We start from the raw sequence: 19023 nt of genomic DNA, 5'->3' as shown, positions 1-19023 counted from the left end.
GGTTGGGAAGATGATTCCCGGACGACCTTCCAGGTCCTGAACTTTTGCACCACCTGAAAAAGCCGACCCTCCCACAGAGGACTCCTTCGCCGAGACACCGATGGCCGGTCACGAATTCTCCGAACCTGCGGACCGCAAGCGGCAGGTCGCCGATCCGACGGCGACCCCCCGCGCGGCGGAAGAACCGCGTCACTCCTGCGATCCCGCCTTCCGGCACGGTGTCGTCGTCGGCTTCGACGGCTCGACCTCCAGTGAGCGGGCACTCGCCTATGCGATCGGGATGGCCCACCGCTCCGGATCGGGCCTGATCATCGTCCACGTCGCCAACCGGCTGCCCACCACGGTGTGGGCGGGGTGCGAGCCCCCGGTCTTCGTCGACGTGCCCGACCACCGGACGGAAGTGCTCGGCCTGGAGCTGGCCTGCGCGGAGTATCTCTCCGAGGTGCCGTGGATCCTCGTCGAGCGCGGCGGCGACATCTGCCACGAGCTGGAGGAGGTCGGCCGCGAGTACAGCGCGGACGCGATCGTCGTCGGCTCCACGCACGGCATCGTGGGGCGCATCTTCGGCTCGGTTGCGGGCCGGCTCGCGCGCCGGGCGCAGCGCCCCGTCGTCGTCATCCCTTAACGACCGCACGCCCCCGCCGAGTTGGGGGGCGTGCGTCTCAACTCGCCTTGTGAGGCGGTTTTGTGGACAGATAAATCTACTCGCGCGTAGAGGTGGTTCGTGCCCTTGTGAAGGGTACATAAGGGTCACAACGGCGGCGTCTCGGGCCGGCGGGTGACGGCCACCGGACGAGGCGGGCGCGGGCCGGGGTAATGGGCGACCCCGGCCCTTGAGGAACGACCCCCTGTGTGCTGGTGGCACGCACAGGGGGTCGTTCACTTGGGTCCTGCGGGCGTGACTACTCCACCGTCACGGACTTCGCGAGGTTGCGCGGCTTGTCGATGTCCCGGCCGAGGGCCAGCGCCGTGTGGTAGGCGAGCAGCTGGAGCGGGATGCCCATCAGGATCGGGTCCAGCTCGTTCTCGTTCTTCGGGACGAGGATGGTCTGGTCGGCCTTCTCCTGCTCCTGGTGCGCGACGGCGAGGATCTTGCCGCTGCGGGCCTTGATCTCCTCCAGGGCGGCGCGGTTCTTCTCCAGGAGATCGTCGTCGGGGACGATGGCGACCGTCGGCAGGGCGGGCTCGATGAGGGCGAGCGGGCCGTGCTTGAGCTCGGAGGCGGGGTAGGCCTCGGCGTGGATGTACGAGACCTCCTTGAGCTTGAGGGAGGCCTCGCGGGCGACGGGGTAGCCGCGTACGCGTCCGATGAAGAGCATCGAACGGGCGTCCGCGTACTGCTTGGCGATCTTCTTGATCTCGTCCTCCTGCTTGAGGATCTCCGAGATCTGGCCGGGCAGCTTGCGCAGGCCCTCGATGATCCGCTTGCCGTCGGAGACCGACAGGTCGCGGATGCGGCCGAGGTGCAGGGCGAGCAGGCCGAAGGCGACCGTGGTGTTGGTGAAGCACTTCGTGGAGACGACGCAGACCTCGGGGCCCGCGTGGACGTACACGCCCGCGTCCGCCTCGCGGGCGATCGCCGAGCCGACCACGTTCACGACGCCGAGGACGCGGGCGCCCTTGCGCTTGAGCTCCTGGACGGCGGCCAGCACGTCGTACGTCTCGCCGGACTGGGACACCGCGATGTAGAGGGTGTCGGGGTCCACGACCGCGTTGCGGTAACGGAACTCGCTCGCGGGCTCCGCGTCGGCGGGGATGCGGGCCAGCTCCTCGATCATCTGGGCGCCGATCATGCCCGCGTGGTACGAGGTGCCGCAGCCGAGGATCTTGACGCGGCGCACCTTGCGGGCGTCGTGCGCGTCGAGGTTGAGGCCGCCGAGGTGCACGGTGGAGAAGCGGTCGTCGATGCGGCCGCGGAGCACGCGGTCGACCGCGTCGGGCTGCTCGAAGATCTCCTTGTGCATGTACGTGTCGTGGCCGCCCATGTCGTACGACTCGGCCTCCCACTCCACGGTGGTCGGCGAGGCGGTCGTGCGCGAGCCCTCGGTGGTGTAGGTGCGGTAGTCGTCGGCCTTGATGGTGGCCATCTCGCCGTCGTCGAGGGTGACGACCTGGCGGGTGTGGGAGACGAGGGCGGCGACGTCCGAGGCGACGAACATCTCCTTCTCGCCGATGCCGAGGACCACGGGCGAGCCGTTGCGGGCGACGACGATGCGGTCGTTGAAGTCGGCGTGCAGCACGGCGATGCCGTACGTGCCCTCGATGTGGCGCAGCGCCTCGCGGACCTTCTCCTCCAGCTTGTCCGCCTGGGAGCGGGCGATGAGGTGGGTGAGGACCTCGGTGTCGGTCTCGGAGAGGAACTCGACGCCGTCGGCGGTGAGCTTGGCGCGCAGCTCGGAGGCGTTGTCGATGATGCCGTTGTGGACGACGGCGACCTTGCTGTCCTCGGAGAGGTGCGGGTGGGCGTTCTCGTCGGAGGGCGCGCCGTGGGTGGCCCAGCGGGTGTGGGCGATGCCGGTCGTGCCCTTGAAGCGGGCGGGAACCTTGGCCTCCAGGTCGCGGACGCGGCCCTTGGCCTTGACCATCTTCAGGCCGGCGGCCTTGGGGCTGGTGACGGCGATGCCCGCGGAGTCGTAGCCGCGGTACTCCAGGCGCTGCAGGCCTTCGAGGAGGAGCGGGGCGACGTCACGCTTGCCGATGTACCCGACGATTCCGCACATAAAGGGTGTCCTAGCCGTAGACGATGCGGCGCAGCTGCCTGAGGGTGAGCTCCGGAGGTGCGACCGCGCGGTATTCGAGATCCGCCGAGATCTGCTCGAAGATCGCCGCGTTCAGCAGGCCCTGACCCTGCAGTTCGCGGTGGCGGCGACGGACGAATTGTTCGGTCGTCTCGTCGAAGTAGGCGAGCACGTCCTGGATGACCCGCAGCGCTTCGCCCCGCTGGAGCGGGGTGCTGCGGGTGAGGTGATCCACCAGGTCGTCGTGCATCCGTTGATCCTGGGGTATCGGACACCCTTTCGCAAGAATCCTGCCCGGAATCGGGCAGGAGCGTGTCGAACGGGCCAGCGAGTGGCGCAAAGGGCGCTCACCTGCGGTGCTCACATGCGGCGCAGGACCGCCTGCTTGGCCGTCGCGAACTCCTCGTCCGTGAGGATCCCGGCCTGGTGCAGCTCGCCCAGTTCGCGCAGGCGGCGCAGGAGCGCGTCGTGGTCATCGGCCGCGGGCCGCGGCGCCCCGGCCGCCGCCCCGTCGGGGGAGGAGCCCGTGAGCGCCTTCGGGGCGGGGCCCGAGGGGTGTGGCAGACGGGCCTGGACCGCGGCCGCCACCAGCGCCATCAGCGGGTCCTTCTTGAAGCCCCACAGCTCGACCGAGTTCGGGTCGTACTTCGGCGGGGCCTTGGTCGGCGCGTTCTTCACCGTGAACCGCAGATGGCCGTTCTCCAGGCCGACCGCGGGCTGCCACTCCACCGCGGCGACGTCCGCGAGCGCCAGCGACCGCGGACCGGCCGCCGTCTTGGCCTCCTCCGTCTTCCAGTTCCACTCCAGGCGGATGCTCTCCCCGTCGAAGCTCGCCGTGCCGTCCCCCGCGGAGACGGAAAGCGGCACGGAAGGACCCGTGAGGAGGTAGGCGTCGCAGGGCGCGGCAGGCACCTGTTCGATCAGATGGGCGTTGCGCACCTCGTCGACCAGATACTCCGCGACGCCGTACCGGTCCGGCTCGACCGTCAGCTGGTACGGGTCGGAGGAGTCCGTCAGCTTCCCGCCCGTCGACTGGAGCAGCGGGTCGGAGCCGTCCCGCAGCCGCAGCCTCAACCGCCCCGACTTCTTCCCCTGTTCGAAGGAGATGCCCGCCAACGCGGCCAGGGGGACCGCCAGTTCGCCCAGTGTCTTGCGCAGCAGGGACACGTTCTTGTCGTGGCCCGGCACGAGGCGCAACGTCTCTCCGTCGAAGGTCCAGGTCCCGTCGCGCTGGATGATTTCCGCCATGCCAGGATTCTCGCACCGAGCACTTGGATAAATGGTCTACACCCCTTGACCCCTTGTGGGGGCCGGGTTACCAATGGGGACCGTTCGATTGCGATGCACCACATATGCGCCCGAAGGGACCCGCTTGTGAGATCGCACAGAAGAACGACACGCATACTCGGCTCGCTCCTGCTCGTGGCGGCCGCCGGAATCTCCTCCTTCGCCGCAGCACCCGCCTCGGGAGAGGCGAGGGCCCCCGCGGTCACTCCACTCGGCCAGGTCGTCCCCGCGCCCCTCGCGGCCGAGGCGGCCGGGGACGGATACGAGATCACCGCCAAGACCCGCATCCGCGTCGGCAAGGGCAACGCGGAGGAGCGCCGCGTGGCCGAGTACCTCGCCAAGGTGCTGCGCCCCTCCACCGGCTACAAGCTCCCCGTCACCAGCGACAAGGGATCCGACGGCATCCGGCTGCGCATCAGCGCCGAACCGGCGAACAAGGAGCTCGGCGACGAGGGGTACCGCGTCATCTCCGCGCGGGGCTCCCTCACCATCACCTCCTGGAGCGGCGCCGGTCTCTTCCACGGCGTGCAGACCGTGCGGCAGCAACTGCCCGCCGCCGTGGAGAAGCAGACCAGGCAGCGCGGCCCCTGGCGGATCGCGGGCGGCACCGTCAAGGACATGCCGCGCTACGGCTACCGCTCCACGATGCTCGACGTCGCACGCCACTTCTTCACCGTCGACCAGGTCAAGCGCTACATCGACCAGGCCGCCCTCTACAAGATGAACAAGCTGCACCTGCACCTCAGCGACGACCAGGGCTGGCGCATCGCCATCGACTCCTGGCCGCGGCTCGCGACGTACGGCGGGTCCACGCAGGTCGGCGGCGGCAAGGGTGGCTACTACACGAAGGCGCAGTACAAGGAGATCGTCGACTACGCCGCCTCGCGCTACCTGGAGGTCGTCCCCGAGATAGACATGCCGGGGCACACCAACGCCGCGCTCGCCTCGTACGCCGACCTGAACTGCAACGGCGTCGCCCCGCCGCTCTACACCGGCACCGAGGTCGGCTTCAGCACGCTGTGTGCGAAGAAGGACGTGACGTACGACTTCGTGGATGACGTGATCCGTGAGATCGCCGCGATGACGCCCGGCAAGTACCTCCACATCGGCGGCGACGAGGCGCACTCCACCAGCCACGAGGACTTCGTCGCGTTCATGGACAAGGTGCAGCCGATCGTCGCCAAGTACGGCAAGACGGTGATGGGCTGGCACCAGCTGACCGGTGCCGAGCCCGCCAAGGGCGCCGTCGCCCAGTACTGGGGCTACGACAGGACCGGCGCCGCCGAGCGCGAGCAGGTCGTGAACGCCGCGAAGAACGGCACGAAGCTCCTGCTCTCACCGGCCGACCGCGCCTACATCGACCACAAGTACACCAAGGACACCCCGCTCGGCCTCTCCTGGGCGGGCTACGTCGAGGTGCAGCGCTCCTACGACTGGGACCCGGCCACCTACCTCCAGGGCGCGCCCGCGGACTCGGTCATCGGTGTCGAGGCGCCGCTGTGGACGGAGACGCTCTCGACCTCCGCGCACCTGGACTACATGGCGTTCCCGCGGCTGCCCGGCATCGCCGAGCTCGGCTGGTCGCCCGCCGCCACGCACGACTGGGACAAGTACAAGGTGCGGCTCGCCGCGCAGGCCCCGCGCTGGGACGCGCTGGGCATCGGCTACTACGAGTCGCCGCAGGTGCCCTGGCCCGGCAAGTAGCCGCAGTCCAGGCCCGGTCCGGTCAGGAGCGGGGTCCCCGAGGACCGTCTCGGGGACCCCGCTCGGTCATGGGGCGGACAGCTGCCGCAGGTCGTACCACTCCACGAGGAACGACGGCACGCCCTCGCACAGGCCCAGGTAGGCGCCGCGGTGGCCGGAGGCCGCGATCGCCATGTAGGCGCGCTCGACGTCCGTCAGGGTGGCGTCCCGCATCATCCAGTGCTCCGCCAGGGGGTGCGTCACCCAGCGGTGCACCAGCTCGGAGTCGGTCAGGGGGTCGAGCGGGCGGACGTCAGCAAGCGCGGTCAAGGTGCTCTCCCAAATACTGCTCGGCGTGGCCGGCGATCAGGTCGAGGACGGCTTCGATGTCGTCGGTGGTCGTCCCCGGGTCGAGCAGGGTGAACCTGAGGTACTGGCGGCCCCCTGCCCTGGTGCCCGCCACGACGGCGTCGCCGGAGGCGAAGAGTGCCTTGCGGGCATACAGGTTGGCGCGGTCGATCGCGGCGGGCGCGCAGATCTTCGCGGGGATGTAGCGGAAGACGAGCGTGGAGAGCTGCGGTTCGGTCACCACGTCGAAGCGCGGGTCGGCGACGAGCAGTTTCCAGCCACGGGTGGCCAGGTCGCAGACCTCGTCGAAGAGGTCGCCGATGCCGTTCGCGCCCATCACGCGCAGCGTCATCCACAGCTTGAGGGCGTCGAAGCGGCGGCCCGTCCGCAGGTCGGGCAGCGCCCGGTCGCGCACCAGGACGGCGGCGGAACCCACCGGTTGGAAGAAGGCCTTGTGGAAGTCCACGCTCACGGAGTCGGCGCGCTCGATGCCGTCGAGGAGGTGCCGGTTCCCGCGCGAGGCGAGCAGCCCGCAGCCGTACGCGGCGTCCACGTGCAGCCAGGTGCCGTACTGGGCACAGAGCCGGGCGATCTCCGGCAGCGGGTCGATGGAGCCGAAGTCGGCGCTGCCCGCGGTGGCGACGACCGCCATGGGGGAGAGGTCGTCGCGTGCGCAGCGCTCGAGCGCGCGGGCGAGGGCCACGGTCTGCAGGCGTTTGCTGCGGTCGGTGGGGACGGTCACGACGGCGTCGTCGCCGAGGCCGAGCAGCCGGGCGGTGCGCCGGACGCCGAGGTGGGCGGCCTCGGAGACGAAGATCCGCAGGGCGGCGGGGTCCCGGTCCCCGGCCTCCTCGCGGGCGAGCAGCAGTGCCTGCAGCTCGGCTTGGGCGCCGTCGTCGGTGAACGCTCCGTCGGCGGCCGGTCCGAGGCCGATGCGCTCGGCGGTCCAGTCGATGACGCGACGCTCGATGAGCGGGGCGCCCGCAGGCTGGTCCCAGGTGCCGAGGGCGGAGTTGGCGGCGGAGAGCACCGCTTCGCCGAGGACGGCGGGGATGACGGCCGGGGCGTACAGGTGGGCGAGGTGGCGGGGGTGGTGGGCGCGCACCGCGTCACGCAGGTACAGCTCGTCGAGTTCGGCGAGGGCCGCGCGGGTGTCGTGCAGGGGCTCGTCCAGGTCGACGGCGTCGATGCGGGGTGCGAGGCCGTCGGCGGACGCGGCGGTGAACGGGCGGGAGGTGGTGGCGAGTCGGGCGGCCACCCGCTCGACTCCTTCGGTCACGGAGCTGCGGTACCGCTCCGCGGTGGTGCCGTTGAGCAGGTGCGAGCGCATGAACTGTCCTCCGGGTGAGGGGTTGACTTAGGTAAGCCTAACCTAATCTCAACTCCCCTTGGGGTCCGGCCCGGAAAACGAAACCGCCCCCTCCGGGAGTGGAGGGGGCGGCCGGTGCTCGGGGGTTACTTCAGCTTCTTGGCCTTCTCGATCGCGTCGGCCAGGTCCTCCAGGATCGGCGCGCACTTGTCGTACGAGAAGATCGGCTCCGCGATACGCGGGATGACCTGTCCGGCCTTGACCGCGGCCAGCTTCTTCCAGGTCGGCTTGGCGATGTCGGCGGGCTGGATCGCCGAGGAGCGGTTGTCCATCATGATGAGGTCCGCGTCGTACTTGTCGACGTTCTCCCAGCTCAGGTTCTCGAACCAGCCGCCGGACTCCTTCTTCGCGCTCTCCGGCGGCTCGATGATGTTCACGCCGAGCGCCTTGAAGTACTCAAGGTCGACGGAGAGGTTCGAACCGGAGACGTAGAACAGGTCCTGGCTCGCGGAGCCGATGAGGACCTTGATGTCCTTGTGCGCCTTGGCGACCTTGCGCAGCCGCGCGGACGCGTCCTCGAAGCGCTTCTTCGCCTTGACGACCTTGTCGGCCTTCACGTCCGCGCCGAGCGACTCGGCGAGCTCCTGGATGCGCTGCAGCGGGTGCGTGAGCTGGCGGTCGTAGACGCTGATGCCGACGCTCGGGGCGAGCTTGAGGATCTTGTCCTTGCTCTCCTCGGGGACGTACCAGAGCGTGCCCTTGTCGTCGAACATCGTGGAGAGCAGCACGTCCGGGGCGAGGCCCGCGTACTTCTCGATGTTGAACTGGCCCCATTCGTTGCCGATGACCGTCAGCTTGCTGATGTCCATGTCGCCGGCCTGGACGTCGGGCTTGCCGTCCTTGGTCTTCGTCGGGCCGAAGACGCCCTTGACCTCGATGCCGTAGTCGAACAGGGCTGCGGCGACGCCCGTGAACGCCACGATGTTCTTCGGCGTCGCGTCGCGCTTCGCGGTCTCGCCGCGGTCGTCCTTGAAGCTCCAGGGGCCGGTCTTGCCGCCGTCCCCGGTCGTGCCGGACCCGTCCTTCTTCTCGCTGCCGCAGGCCGCCAGGAAGGCGGTGAGGCCGAGGGCGCCGCCGGCGGCGAGGACGCCTCGGCGGGACGGCTGGGGGAGGCGGACCTGGCGCATGTGGGTCTCTGCTTTCGTGACGTACGGCGGCGGGGCCGCTGGCCGGAATGAGTAGCTTAGGCTAACCTAAGCTACCTCGAAGCCCGGCGGCCCCTCGCGTCACGGTCGTCTCACGAAGACGGGCCCCCCGCTCAGCTCGCGAAGCCCAGCTCCCTGGCGATCAGCATGCGCTGCACCTCGCTCGTCCCCTCGCCGATCTCCAGGATCTTCGAGTCCCGCCACATGCGGGCCACGGGGTACTCGTTCATGAAGCCGTACCCGCCGTGGATCTGCGTGGCCTCGCGGGCGTTGTCCACCGCGACCGTCGAGGAGTAGAGCTTGGCGATGGCCGCCTGCTTCTTGAAGGGCTCTCCCGCGACCAGCCGGGACGCCGCGTCGTACCACCCCACGCGGGCCATGTGCGCCCGTGTCTCCATGTCGGCGATCTTGAACTGGATGGCCTGGTTCGCGCCGATCGGCCTGCCGAAGGCGTGCCGCTCCCGCGCGTACTTCACGGACTCGTCCACGCACCCCTGGGCAAGGCCGGTGGCGAGCGCGGAGATCGCGATCCGGCCCTCGTCGAGGATGCGCAGGAACTGCGCGTACCCGCGGCCCTCCTCGCCCAGCAGGTTCGCCACCGGGACGCGGACGTCCGAGAAGGACAGCTCGCGGGTGTCCGAGGCGTTCCACCCCACCTTCGAGTAGGGCGCGGCGACCGTGAACCCGGGCGTCCCTGACGGCACGATGATCGAGGAGATCAGCGGGCGCCCGTCGTCCTTGCGGCCGGTGACGGCGGTGACGGTGACCAGGCCGGTGATGTCCGTGCCGGAGTTGGTGATGAAGCACTTGGAGCCGTTGATCACCCACTCGTCGCCGTCGCGCACCGCCGTCGTGCGCGTGCCGCCCGCGTCCGAGCCGCCGTCCGGCTCGGTCAGGCCGAACGCGCCGAGCATCTCGCCCGCGCACAGCCGCGGCAGCCACTCGCGCTTCTGCTCCTCCGTACCGAAGAGGTGCAGCGGCATCGCGCCGAGGGAGACACCCGCCTCCAGGGTGATCGCCACGGACGAGTCGACGCGCGCGAGCTCTTCGAGGGCGATGCCGAGCGCGAAGTAGTCACCGCCCATCCCGCCGTGCTCCTCCGGGAAGGGCAGGCCGAACAGGCCCATGCGGCCCATCTCGCGGACGATCTCGTAGGGGAACTCGTGGCGCTCGTAGAAGTCGCCGATCTTGGGGGCGACGACGTCGTGCGCGAACGCCTCTACCGTGCGGCGCAGTTCCTCGTGCTCGGGGCTCAGACGGTGGTCCATCGTTGTTCACTGCTCCTGTGGGGCTGCGGTCGGCTCTTCGTGGGAGCGGGCCGTGAGGGCACGGACGGTGCGGGACGGGCTGGGTCGGCCCAACTGGTCGGCCATCCAGGCGCTGGTGGCGCTGAGACGGACGAGGTCGACCCCGGTGTCGATGCCGAGGCCGTGCAGCATCCACACGAGGTCTTCGGTGGCGAGGTTCCCGGTGGCGCTCTTCGCGTACGGACAGCCGCCGAGGCCGCCCGCGGACGCGTCCACCGTCGTCACGCCGTGCTGCAGGGCGGCGAGGGTGTTGGTGAGCGCCTGGCCGTACGTGTCGTGGAAGTGGACGCCGATGCGCTCGGTCGGCACCTGTACCGCGTTGAGCGCGGCGAGCATCGCCGAGACGTGGCCCGGCGTGGCCACGCCGATCGTGTCGCCGAGGCTCAGCTCGTCGCAGCCCATGTCGATCAGGGCGCGGCAGACGCGGACGACCTTGGAGATGGGCACGGCGCCCTCCCAGGGGTCGCCGAAGCACATCGACAGATAGCCGCGGACGTGCACGCCCTGCTCCCGCGCGCGGGCGACCACCGGCGCGAACATCGCGAGGGCCTCGTCCACCGTGCGGTTGAGGTTGGCCCTGGCGAACGACTCGGTGGCGCTGGCGAAGACCGTGACGCGGTGGGCGCCGAGCGCGAGGGCGCGGTCCAGGCCGCGCTCGTTCGGCACCAGGACCGGCAGGTGGACGCCCTGGAGGTCGCCGAGGAGCGGGAAGAGCCGCTCGGCGTCGGCCAGTTGGGGCACCCACTTGGGGTGCACGAAGCTGGTCGCCTCGACGGTGGTGAGGCCCGCGTCGGCGAGGCGGTGGATGAACTCCGCCTTGATCTCCGTGGGGACGACCGTCTTCTCGTTCTGCAGGCCGTCGCGGGCGCCCACTTCGTGGATGCGGACGTGGGACGGCAGGCCGCGGGTCGGCACGACCATGGGGAGCGGTGCGGACGCCAGCTCAAGGGGGTCGGTGCTGGTCATTCCTGCTCCTCCTCGGGGGTGACGACGGCGAGGACCTGGTCCATGGCGACGGTCGTGCCCGGGGTGACGTCGAGCTCCGTGACGGTGCCTGCGTGCGGGGCGGAGATGACGTGCTCCATCTTCATCGCCTCGACGACCAGGAGGCTCTGGCCCGCGGTCACCGTGTCGCCGGGGGAGACCTTCACGACGGTGACGGTGCCGGGCATGGGGGCGGTGAGCGCGTCGGCTCCGGCGTGCGCGGCGCCGGTGAGGGAGGCCGCGACGGGGTCGTGGTCCTGGACGTGCCACGCGTCGCCGTCCCGGCCCAGCCAGTCGCCCGCGCGGCGGAAGGCGTGCAGGGTGCCGTCGACGGTGACGCGCACGCGGTCGGGGGCGACGGTGTGTCCGGCGCTGCGGAGGCGGTGAGTGACGGGTTCGAGTCCCGCGGCCTTGAGCCAGTGCGTCACGGGCATCGGGGTGCCGCCGAGCCGCCAGCCGCTGGGCACGGAGAAGGGGTCGGTCCAGCCGTCGCCGGTGGGCCTGAGGGCGTCCTCGCGGACCGCGGCCGCCGCCTCGTACACCTCGTCGGGCACGCCGTCCGGGACCAGCCCGTCCGCCTCGCGCTCCACCAGGCCCGTGTCCAGCTCGCCCGCGACGACCGCCGGGTGGGCCAGGAGCCTGCGCAGGAAGCCCGCGTTCGTCGGCACGCCGAGGGTGACCGTGTCCGCGAGGGCGGCGCGCAGCTTGCGCAGGGCCGTCGCGCGGTCCGGGCCGTACGCGATGACCTTCGACAGCATCGGGTCGTAGAGGCTGCCGACCTCCGTGCCTTCGCTCAGGCCGGAGTCGGTGCGCACGCCGTTGCCCTGCGGCTCGTGCAGCGAAAGGACCGTGCCGCCGGACGGCAGGAACCCGCGCGAAGGGTCCTCCGCGCAGATGCGGGCCTCCACCGCGTGCCCGGTGAGGGTGATGTCGTCCTGGGCGAACGGCAGCGGCTCGCCCGCCGCCACGCGCAGCTGCCACTCCACCAGGTCGAGGCCGGTGATGAGCTCCGTGACGGGGTGCTCCACCTGGAGGCGGGTGTTCATCTCCATGAAGTAGTACGAGGACGGGTCGACGCCCGGCACGATGAACTCCACCGTGCCCGCGCCCGCGTACCCGCACGAGCGGGCCGCCTGGACCGCGGCCTCGCCCATCGCCGCGCGCGTGGCCTCGTCGAGCAGGACGCTGGGCGCCTCCTCGATGATCTTCTGGTGGCGGCGCTGCAGGGAGCACTCGCGCTCGCCGAGGTGCACCACGTTCCCGTGGCCGTCCGCGAGGACCTGGATCTCGATGTGCCGGGGGCGGTCGACCCACCGCTCCACGAGCAGCGTGTCGTCGCCGAAGGAGGCGCGGGCCTCCCGGCGGGCCGCCGCGATCTCGTCGGCGAGGAGCGCCTCGTCGCGCACCAGGCGCATGCCCTTGCCGCCGCCGCCCGCGCTCGGCTTGAGCAGCACCGGGGTGCCGATCTCGCGTGCCGCGGCCGCCAGTTGGGCGTCGGTCAGGCCGCTGCCCGAGGAGCCGGGGACGACCGGCACACCGGCCGCCTGCACGGTCGCCTTGGCGCGGATCTTGTCGCCCATGAGGGAGATGGCCGAGGCGGGCGGGCCGATGAAGGTGAGGCCCGCGTCGGCGCAGGCCTGCGCGAACTCCGCGTTCTCCGCCAGGAAGCCGTACCCCGGGTGGACCGCCTGGGCGCCGGACTTCGCCGCGGCCGCCAGGATGCGCTCCACGGACAGATAGCTCTCGGCGGCCGGTGCGGGGCCGATCCGGACCGCGGTGTCGGCCTCGCGCACATGCCGGGCGTCCGCGTCGGCGTCGCTGAAGACGGCGACCGAGCGGACGCCCATCTCCCGCAGCGTACGGATCACGCGGACCGCGATCTCGCCCCGGTTGGCGACCAGAACCGTGTCGAACATCGTCATTCGTTCCTCACATCCGGAAGACGCCGAAGCCGGGCTCGCCCAACGGGGCGCCCGCGCACGCGGTCAGAGCCAGACCCAGCACCTGCCGGGTCTCCATGGGGTCGATCACGCCGTCGTCCCAGAGGCGGGCCGTGGCGTAGTACGCGTTCCCCTGGGCTTCGTACTGCGCGCGGATCGGGTCCTTGAAGGTCTCCTCGTCCTCGGCGCTCCACTGCTCGCCGCGGGCCTCCAATTGGTCGCGCTTGACCGTGGCGAGGACGGAGGCGGCCTGCTCGCCGCCCATCACGGAGATCTTGGCGTTCGGCCACATCCACAGGAAGCGGGGGCTGTAGGCCCGGCCGCACATCGAGTAGTTGCCCGCGCCGTACGAACCGCCGACGACGACCGTCAGCTTCGGCACGCGGGTGGAGGCGACGGCCGTGACCATCTTCGCGCCGTGCTTGGCGATGCCGCCCGCCTCATAGTCCCGCCCGACCATGAAGCCGGAGATGTTCTGCAGGAAGACCAGGGGGATGCCGCGCTGGTCGCAGAGCTCGATGAAGTGGGCGCCCTTCTGGGCGGATTCGGAGAACAGGATGCCGTTGTTCGCGATGATCCCGACGGGGTGGCCGTGGATGTGGGCGAAGCCGGTCACCAGGGTCGTCCCGTACTCCGACTTGAACTCGGCGAAGCGGGAGCCGTCGACCACGCGCGCGATGACTTCCCGCACGTCGTAGGGCGTGCGGGAGTCGGTGGGCACCGCGCCGTACAACCCCAGGGGGTCGACCTTGGGCTCCTCGGCGGGCTGCACAGGCCAGGGCAGCGGGGCGCGCTCGGGGAGGGTCGAGACGATCGTGCGCACGATGCGCAGGGCGTGGGCGTCGTCCTCGGCGAGGTGGTCGGTGACGCCGGAGGTGCGCGAATGGACCTCGCCGCCGCCCAGCTCCTCGGCCGTGACGACCTCGCCGGTGGCGGCCTTCACCAGGGGCGGGCCGCCGAGGAAGATCGTGCCCTGCTCGCGCACGATCACCGCCTCGTCGCTCATCGCGGGGACATACGCCCCGCCGGCCGTGCAGGAGCCGAGGACGGCGGCGATCTGCGGGATGCCCGCGGCCGACATGCGCGCCTGGTTGTAGAAGATCCGCCCGAAGTGCTCGCGGTCGGGGAAGACGTCGTCCTGCATCGGCAGGAAGGCGCCGCCCGAGTCGACCAGGTAGAGACACGGGAGGCGGTTCTCCAGGGCCACCTCCTGGGCGCGCAGGTGCTTCTTCACCGTCATGGGGTAGTACGTGCCGCCCTTGACGGTGGCGTCATTGGCGACGATCACGCACTCGCGGCCCGAGACGCGGCCGATCCCGGCGACGACGCCTGCCGCGGGGGCATCCCCGCCGTACAACCCGTCGGCCGCGAGGGGGGCCAGCTCCAGGAAGGGCGAGCCCGGGTCGAGGAGCGTGTCCACCCGGTCGCGGGGCAGCAGCTTGCCGCGCGCCACATGCCGGGCCCGCGCCCGCTCGCCGCCGCCGAGGGCGGCCGCCGCGAGCTTGGCCCGCAGCTCGTCGACGAGGGCGGTGTGCGCCGCCTCGTTCGCCCGCCATGCCTCGGACGCGGGGTCAGCCGCGCTCGCCAGCACTGGTGCCTGCCGCATCAGTCGAGCCCCCTTGCTCGGTTAATGACCGTTAACGGTTTCCTTTAGGTTAACGATCGCTAACCGGCCTGTCTAGAATCAATTCCATGGCCACGAGAACCGACGCCCCCACCCGGCGCGAGCAGATCCTCAAGGAGGCCGCCCGGCTCTTCGCCGAGCGAGGCTTCCACGGAGTCGGAGTCGACGAGATAGGAGCCGCCGTCGGCATCAGCGGGCCCGGTCTCTACCGGCACTTCGCGGGCAAGGACGCGATGCTCGCCGAGCTGCTCGTCGGCATCAGCGGGCAGCTCCTGACGGGCGGCAAGCACTGTGTGGCCGATGTGGGCGGATCACCCGAACGGGTCCTCGACGCGCTCATCCAGGGGCACATCGACTTCGCGCTCGACGACCGCTCCCTGATCACCCTGCACGACCGCGAGCTCGACCGCCTGCGGGACAGCGACCGCAAGCTGGTCCGCCAGCTCCAGCGGCAGTACGTGGAGATCTGGGTGGACATCGTCCGCAAGGTCTACCCGGACCTCGCCGAGAACGCGGCGCGCGTGGCCGTGCACGCGGTCTTCGGCCTGCTGAACTCCACCCCGCACCTGAGCCGCCGCGACGCACTGCCCAGCCGGGCGGCCATGGCGGAACTCCTGCACCGCCTGGCCCGGGGCGCCTTCGAGGCCGCCGCCGAGTGACACGCATCTCTGGACGCTCTGGTGACTGCCGGGTAACCTTCCTCTGAGCAAGCGCTTAGTCGATGCAGACAGATGCAGACAGCTGAAGGCAGAGGGAGTTCTCCGTGCGCCGTACCGTTTTCGATGAGGACCACGAGGCGTTCCGGGAGACCCTGCGCGCCTTCATCGAGGCCGAGGTCGTGCCCGTCCACGACGAGTGGTTCGCCGCGGGCCAGGTGCCGCGCGAGTTCTACTACAAGCTCGCCGAGCTGGGCCTCTTCGGGATCAACGTCCCCGAGGAGTTCGGCGGCGCGGGCCTGGACACGCACAAGTTCGAGGCCATCCAGTACGAGGAGACCGCCCGCGCGGGCGTCACCTTCGGCGGCTCCGGCGTGCACGTGCTGCTCGCCCTGCCCTACATCAAGGCGCTCGCCACCGACGAGCAGAAGAAGCGCTACCTGGAGAAGTTCGTCTCCGCCGAGGAGATGTGGGCCCTCGCGATGACCGAGCCGGGCACCGGCTCCGACCTCGCGGGCATGAAGAGCACGGCCAAGCTCTCCGAGGACGGCACGCACTACGTCCTCAACGGCTCCAAGACCTTCATCACCGGCGGCGTCCACGCCGACCGCGTGATCGTCTGCGCCCGGACCTCCGCGCCCACCGCGGAGGACCGCAGGTACGGCATCTCGCTCTTCGCCGTCGACACCAAGTCCGAGGGCTACTCCATCGGCCGCAAGCTCGACAAGCTCGGCCTGCGGACCTCCGACACCGCCGAGCTCGCGTTCGTCGACGTCAAGGTCCCCGTCGAGGACCTCCTCGGCGAGGAGAACAAGGGCTTCTACTACCTCGGCAGCAACCTGCCCTCCGAGCGCTGGGGCATTGCCTACGGAGCGTATGCGCAGGCCAAGGCCGCCGTCCGGTTCGCCAAGGAGTACGTCCAGGACCGCACGGTCTTCGGCAAGACGGTCGCCTCCTTCCAGAACACCAAGTTCGAGCTGGCCGCCTGCCAGGCCGAGGTGGACGCCGCGGAGGCCGTCGCCGACCGCGCCCTGGAGGCCCTGGACGCGGGCGAGCTGACCGCCGCCGAGGCCGCGTCCGCGAAGCTGTTCAACACCGAGGTCGCGCACCGCGTCATCGACAAGTGCCTGCAACTGCACGGCGGCTACGGCTTCATGAACGAGTACCCGATCGCCCGCCTGTACGCGGACAACCGCGTCAACCGCATCTACGGCGGCACCAGCGAGGTCATGAAGATGATCATCGCCAAGAACATGGGTCTGTAGTCCGGTCCGCGAAGACAGCCCTGTAGAACAGCGTTCATGAACCAGGCACTTGAGGGCCTCCTCGATCTGCTCGACCTCGAGCAGATCGAGGAGGACATCTTCCGGGGCGTGAGCCGCTCGTCCATCGTGCCCCGCGTCTTCGGCGGCCAGGTCGCCGCGCAGGCCCTGGTGGCCGCGGGACGCACCGCCCCCGACGAGCGGCCCGCCCACTCCCTGCACGCGTACTTCCTGCGCCCCGGAGACCCCGGCGCGCCCATCGTGTACACGGTCGACCGGATCCGCGACGGCCGCTCCTTCACCACGCGCCGCGTCGTCGCCGTCCAGCACGGGCAGCCGATCTTCCACCTCTCCGCGTCCTTCCAGACGTACGAGGAGGGCCTGGAGCACCAGGCCGCCATGCCGGACGCGCCCGACCCGGAGACGCTGCCCACCGCCGCCGAGATGCTGCCGCGCCATCTGCCCGCGCACGTCGCCGAGCGGCTCGTGGAGGCCCGCGCCGCCGTCGACCTGCGCTACGTGGACATGCCGCCCTGGGGCACCGTCGGACAGCCGCGCGAGCCGCGCTCCCAGGTGTGGTTCCGCGCCAACGGCAAGCTCGCCGACGACTCCTTGCTGCACGTCTGCCTGGCCACGTACGTCTCCGACATGACGCTCCTCGACTCGGTGCTGCTCGCACACGGCAGGGGCGGCTGGGCGGTCGGCGACGTGGTCGGCGCCTCGCTCGACCACGCGATGTGGTTCCACCGGCCCTTCCGCGCGGACGAATGGCTGCTCTACGACCAGGAGTCGCCGTCGTCCTCCGGCGGGCGCGGCCTCGGCCAGGCACGGATCTGGACGCAGGACGGGCGGCTCGCGGTCACCGTCATCCAGGAGGGTGTCGTTCGCGTCCCCCGCTGATCGGACATACCGTCCGATACATGAGCGACCAACCGTCAGAGGCGGGCGGCGAGAGCACGTCCACCGTCATCGTCGCCGCCGTCGCCAACCTCGGGATCGCGCTGGCCAAGGCCGTCGCGGGCGTCATCAGCGGCTCCAGCGCCATGCTCTCCGAAGCGGCGCACTCCGTGGCCGACACCGTCACCGAGCTGATGCTGCTCGTCTCCCTGAAGGCCAGCGACAAGCCCGCCGACGAGGAGCACCCGCTCGGCTACGGAGGCGCCCGCTACATCTGGGCGCTGCTCGCCTCCGTCGCCACCTTCGTAGGAGGTGGCGTCTTCGCCGTCTACGACGGCATCCACACGCTCACCCACGGCGAGGACCCCGGCGACCCGCTCATCTCGTACGTCGTGCTCGGCATCGCCTTCCTCCTGGAGGGCTACTCGCTGCGCACCGGCCTCAAGCAGGCACGCGGCGAGGCCGACCGCTTCGGGGTGCACATCAAGCGCTATCTGCGCCACACCCCCGACACCGCGGTCAAGGCCGTCGTGATGGAGGACTCCGCGGCGCTGGTGGGCCTCCTGCTCGCCGCGGCCGGACTCCTCGGCGGCCAGCTCACCGGGTCCGGCGTGTGGGACGGCATCGCCTCGCTCTGCATCGGCGTGCTGCTCGTGTACGTCGCCTGGGTCCTCGGGCACGCCAACTCCGAGCTGCTCATCGGGCGTCCGCTGCCGCCGGAGATGCGGGCCGCGGTGCGGGCCGAACTGCTCGCCGACCCGCACGTCGTGGACGTACTGGAGCTGACCACGCTCCTCCAGGGCCCCAAGGAGGCCCTCGTCGCCGCGAAGGTCGACTTCCGGGACGTGTCGAGCGCCGGGGACATCGAGCGGGCCTGCGACCGGATGGCGCACCGCATCCAGGAGCGCTTCCCCGCGGTCCGGCGGGTCTATCTGGACCCGACGCCCGGCCCGGCTCAGGAGGAGGGCGTCAGCCCCGCCGCGTCCAGCAGGTAGGCCGTCATCGGGTCGTAGTGCCGCGGGCTCGTGACGTGGTCGTCGAGCGGCACGGTCACCTGCACGGTGCCCTCGGCCTCGCCGATGAACAGCGCCGGGTCGTTGCAGTCCGCGTACCCGATGGAATCCAGGCCGCGCTGGCCCGCGCGCCCCGCCCAGCCGTGGTCGGCGACCACGAGGTCGGGCAGCGGGCGGCCCTCGCGCTCCAGGCCGTCCAGGATCGCGTTCATCGGCTCGGGGGAGTGCGTGTGCCACAGCGTGGCGCCGCGCTCCAGCATCGCCACGTCCGCGAACTGGAAGACCATGCCCTCGTCGGCCATCAGGCCCTCGGGGATCACGACGATCTCGCAGCCCGCGGCGCGCAGGGCGGCGGCCGTCGCGCGGTGCACGTCGAGCAGCCCTCCGGGGTGGCCGGTGGCGAAGAGGACCCGCTCCTTGCCCGCGGCCGCCTTGCGCAGCCGGGCCGCCATCCGCTCCAGGGCGTCGACCGTCAGCTCCGGGTCGATCGTGTCCTGGCCGTGCCGGTGCTGCGGGTCGTCGACCACGCCGCAGCGCTCGGCCATCACCGCGAGGACGTCCTGCTCGTCGGTCCAGCGGTCGCCGAGCTCCAGGCCGAGCCAGTAGTGGCGGTCGCCGTTCGCGAGCTTCCTGTAGTGGCTGAGGTTGTTGTCGCGGGGTGTGGCGACGTCGCCCGCGATGCGGGTGCGGACGAGGTGGTCGACTAGCGCGGCACGGGTGGGTATGGGCATGTGACCCATTGTGCGGGACGAGTGCTCTGCGCAGGGGGC

16 protein-coding genes and 1 pseudogene are annotated in these 19023 nt (G+C 70.7%); 6 read left to right on the top strand and 11 right to left on the bottom strand.

Features of this window, described 5'->3' with window-relative positions:
- The first annotated feature begins 100 nt into the window (after positions 1–100).
- Entirely contained in the window at positions 101–625 is a 525-nt protein-coding gene (locus ABZV77_RS32660) for a universal stress protein (protein ID WP_055565530.1), read from the top strand.
- A gap of 277 nt (positions 626–902) precedes the next feature.
- Here ABZV77_RS32660 and glmS read toward each other — a convergent pair whose 3' ends face one another.
- The 3 genes from glmS to ABZV77_RS32645 all read right to left on the bottom strand — a co-directional run bounded on the left by glmS (position 903) and on the right by ABZV77_RS32645 (position 3986).
- Positions 903–2720: a glutamine--fructose-6-phosphate transaminase (isomerizing) gene (gene glmS, locus ABZV77_RS32655; protein ID WP_356264770.1), complete on the bottom strand. Its 1818-nt coding sequence runs from the start codon at positions 2718–2720 to the stop codon at positions 903–905.
- Between the two features lie 10 nt (positions 2721–2730).
- The gene (locus tag ABZV77_RS32650; protein WP_356264767.1) at positions 2731–2988 is read right to left on the bottom strand and encodes a hypothetical protein; all 258 of its coding nucleotides are present in this window, start codon (positions 2986–2988) and stop codon (positions 2731–2733) included.
- A 110-nt stretch (positions 2989–3098) separates the two neighbouring features.
- On the bottom strand, positions 3099–3986 hold the full coding sequence (locus ABZV77_RS32645) for a DUF4429 domain-containing protein (protein WP_356264764.1): 888 nt from the start codon (positions 3984–3986) through the stop codon (positions 3099–3101).
- Positions 3987–4112: 126 nt separating this feature from the next.
- Here ABZV77_RS32645 and ABZV77_RS32640 point away from each other — a divergent pair, with 126 nt between their 5' ends.
- The gene (locus tag ABZV77_RS32640; protein WP_356264761.1) at positions 4113–5729 is read left to right on the top strand and encodes a beta-N-acetylhexosaminidase; all 1617 of its coding nucleotides are present in this window, start codon (positions 4113–4115) and stop codon (positions 5727–5729) included.
- Between the two features lie 90 nt (positions 5730–5819).
- On the opposite strand, the pseudogene ABZV77_RS32635 reads toward ABZV77_RS32640, so the two are convergent.
- The 7 genes and pseudogenes from ABZV77_RS32635 to ABZV77_RS32605 form a co-directional block, all read right to left on the bottom strand.
- Positions 5820–6038, bottom strand: a pseudogene (locus tag ABZV77_RS32635) (GNAT family N-acetyltransferase); the annotation flags it as partial.
- A complete protein-coding gene (locus tag ABZV77_RS32630) occupies positions 6022–7386 on the bottom strand; it encodes an aspartate aminotransferase family protein (RefSeq protein WP_356264758.1) in 1365 nt (454 codons plus the stop codon). The gene ABZV77_RS32630 and the pseudogene ABZV77_RS32635, both read right to left, overlap by 17 nt.
- A 125-nt stretch (positions 7387–7511) precedes the next feature.
- Positions 7512–8552 (bottom strand): ABC transporter substrate-binding protein, encoded by a 1041-nt coding sequence (locus tag ABZV77_RS32625; RefSeq protein ID WP_356264755.1) that lies wholly within the window; start codon positions 8550–8552, stop codon positions 7512–7514.
- Positions 8553–8683: 131 nt separating this feature from the next.
- The gene (locus ABZV77_RS32620; protein ID WP_356264752.1) at positions 8684–9838 is read right to left on the bottom strand and encodes an acyl-CoA dehydrogenase family protein; all 1155 of its coding nucleotides are present in this window, start codon (positions 9836–9838) and stop codon (positions 8684–8686) included.
- Positions 9839–9844: 6 nt separating this feature from the next.
- Positions 9845–10843 carry a hydroxymethylglutaryl-CoA lyase gene (locus tag ABZV77_RS32615; RefSeq protein WP_356264749.1) on the bottom strand — a complete coding sequence of 333 codons (999 nt, stop codon included), beginning with the start codon at positions 10841–10843 and terminating at the stop codon, positions 9845–9847.
- A complete protein-coding gene (locus ABZV77_RS32610) occupies positions 10840–12777 on the bottom strand; it encodes an acetyl/propionyl/methylcrotonyl-CoA carboxylase subunit alpha (protein WP_356264746.1) in 1938 nt (645 codons plus the stop codon). Before ABZV77_RS32610 ends, ABZV77_RS32615 begins: the two co-directional genes overlap by 4 nt.
- A 13-nt stretch (positions 12778–12790) precedes the next feature.
- Positions 12791–14407 (bottom strand): carboxyl transferase domain-containing protein, encoded by a 1617-nt coding sequence (locus tag ABZV77_RS32605; protein WP_356264743.1) that lies wholly within the window; start codon positions 14405–14407, stop codon positions 12791–12793.
- Positions 14408–14493: 86 nt separating this feature from the next.
- Here ABZV77_RS32605 and ABZV77_RS32600 point away from each other — a divergent pair, with 86 nt between their 5' ends.
- From ABZV77_RS32600 to ABZV77_RS32585, 4 genes are all read left to right on the top strand, one after another.
- Entirely contained in the window at positions 14494–15084 is a 591-nt protein-coding gene (locus ABZV77_RS32600; RefSeq protein ID WP_150218537.1) for a TetR/AcrR family transcriptional regulator, read from the top strand.
- A gap of 104 nt (positions 15085–15188) precedes the next feature.
- Positions 15189–16346 carry an acyl-CoA dehydrogenase family protein gene (locus tag ABZV77_RS32595; RefSeq protein WP_356264740.1) on the top strand — a complete coding sequence of 386 codons (1158 nt, stop codon included), beginning with the start codon at positions 15189–15191 and terminating at the stop codon, positions 16344–16346.
- A gap of 36 nt (positions 16347–16382) precedes the next feature.
- The gene (locus tag ABZV77_RS32590) at positions 16383–17243 is read left to right on the top strand and encodes an acyl-CoA thioesterase II (protein ID WP_356264737.1); all 861 of its coding nucleotides are present in this window, start codon (positions 16383–16385) and stop codon (positions 17241–17243) included.
- 20 nt (positions 17244–17263) lie between these two features.
- Complete coding sequence (locus tag ABZV77_RS32585; RefSeq protein WP_356264734.1) at positions 17264–18235, top strand: cation diffusion facilitator family transporter; 972 nt, start codon at positions 17264–17266, stop codon at positions 18233–18235.
- On the opposite strand, the gene ABZV77_RS32580 is transcribed toward ABZV77_RS32585, so the two are convergent.
- Positions 18196–18993, bottom strand: coding sequence for a phosphatase (locus ABZV77_RS32580; protein ID WP_356264731.1), 798 nt, complete (start codon positions 18991–18993; stop codon positions 18196–18198). The two genes, ABZV77_RS32585 and ABZV77_RS32580, sit on opposite strands and share 40 nt — an antisense overlap.
- Positions 18994–19023: the final 30 nt, after the last annotated feature.

Origin of the sequence: Streptomyces sp. NPDC004732 (assembly GCF_040609235.1) — a bacterium.
In the GTDB taxonomy this organism is placed as follows: Bacteria; Actinomycetota; Actinomycetes; order Streptomycetales; family Streptomycetaceae; genus Streptomyces.
Note: the sequence above shows the minus strand (reverse complement) of the source record. Positions and strands in the feature narration are given on the sequence as shown.

Excerpts from the sequence above, each read along its gene's own strand:
- ABZV77_RS32620 (WP_356264752.1), bottom strand. The coding sequence starts at position 9,838 with ATGGACCACCGTCTGAGCCCCGAGCACGAGGAACTGCGCCGCACGGTA.
- ABZV77_RS32630 (WP_356264758.1), bottom strand. The coding sequence starts at position 7,386 with ATGCGCTCGCACCTGCTCAACGGCACCACCGCGGAGCGGTACCGCAGC.
- ABZV77_RS32660 (WP_055565530.1), top strand. The coding sequence starts at position 101 with ATGGCCGGTCACGAATTCTCCGAACCTGCGGACCGCAAGCGGCAGGTC.
- glmS (WP_356264770.1), bottom strand. The coding sequence starts at position 2,720 with ATGTGCGGAATCGTCGGGTACATCGGCAAGCGTGACGTCGCCCCGCTC.
- ABZV77_RS32650 (WP_356264767.1), bottom strand. The coding sequence starts at position 2,988 with ATGCACGACGACCTGGTGGATCACCTCACCCGCAGCACCCCGCTCCAG.
- ABZV77_RS32610 (WP_356264746.1), bottom strand. The coding sequence starts at position 12,777 with ATGTTCGACACGGTTCTGGTCGCCAACCGGGGCGAGATCGCGGTCCGC.
- ABZV77_RS32605 (WP_356264743.1), bottom strand. The coding sequence starts at position 14,407 with ATGCGGCAGGCACCAGTGCTGGCGAGCGCGGCTGACCCCGCGTCCGAG.
- ABZV77_RS32585 (WP_356264734.1), top strand. The coding sequence starts at position 17,264 with ATGAGCGACCAACCGTCAGAGGCGGGCGGCGAGAGCACGTCCACCGTC.
- ABZV77_RS32625 (WP_356264755.1), bottom strand. The coding sequence starts at position 8,552 with ATGCGCCAGGTCCGCCTCCCCCAGCCGTCCCGCCGAGGCGTCCTCGCC.
- ABZV77_RS32615 (WP_356264749.1), bottom strand. The coding sequence starts at position 10,843 with ATGACCAGCACCGACCCCCTTGAGCTGGCGTCCGCACCGCTCCCCATG.
- ABZV77_RS32645 (WP_356264764.1), bottom strand. The coding sequence starts at position 3,986 with ATGGCGGAAATCATCCAGCGCGACGGGACCTGGACCTTCGACGGAGAG.
- ABZV77_RS32600 (WP_150218537.1), top strand. The coding sequence starts at position 14,494 with ATGGCCACGAGAACCGACGCCCCCACCCGGCGCGAGCAGATCCTCAAG.
- ABZV77_RS32580 (WP_356264731.1), bottom strand. The coding sequence starts at position 18,993 with ATGGGTCACATGCCCATACCCACCCGTGCCGCGCTAGTCGACCACCTC.
- ABZV77_RS32590 (WP_356264737.1), top strand. The coding sequence starts at position 16,383 with ATGAACCAGGCACTTGAGGGCCTCCTCGATCTGCTCGACCTCGAGCAG.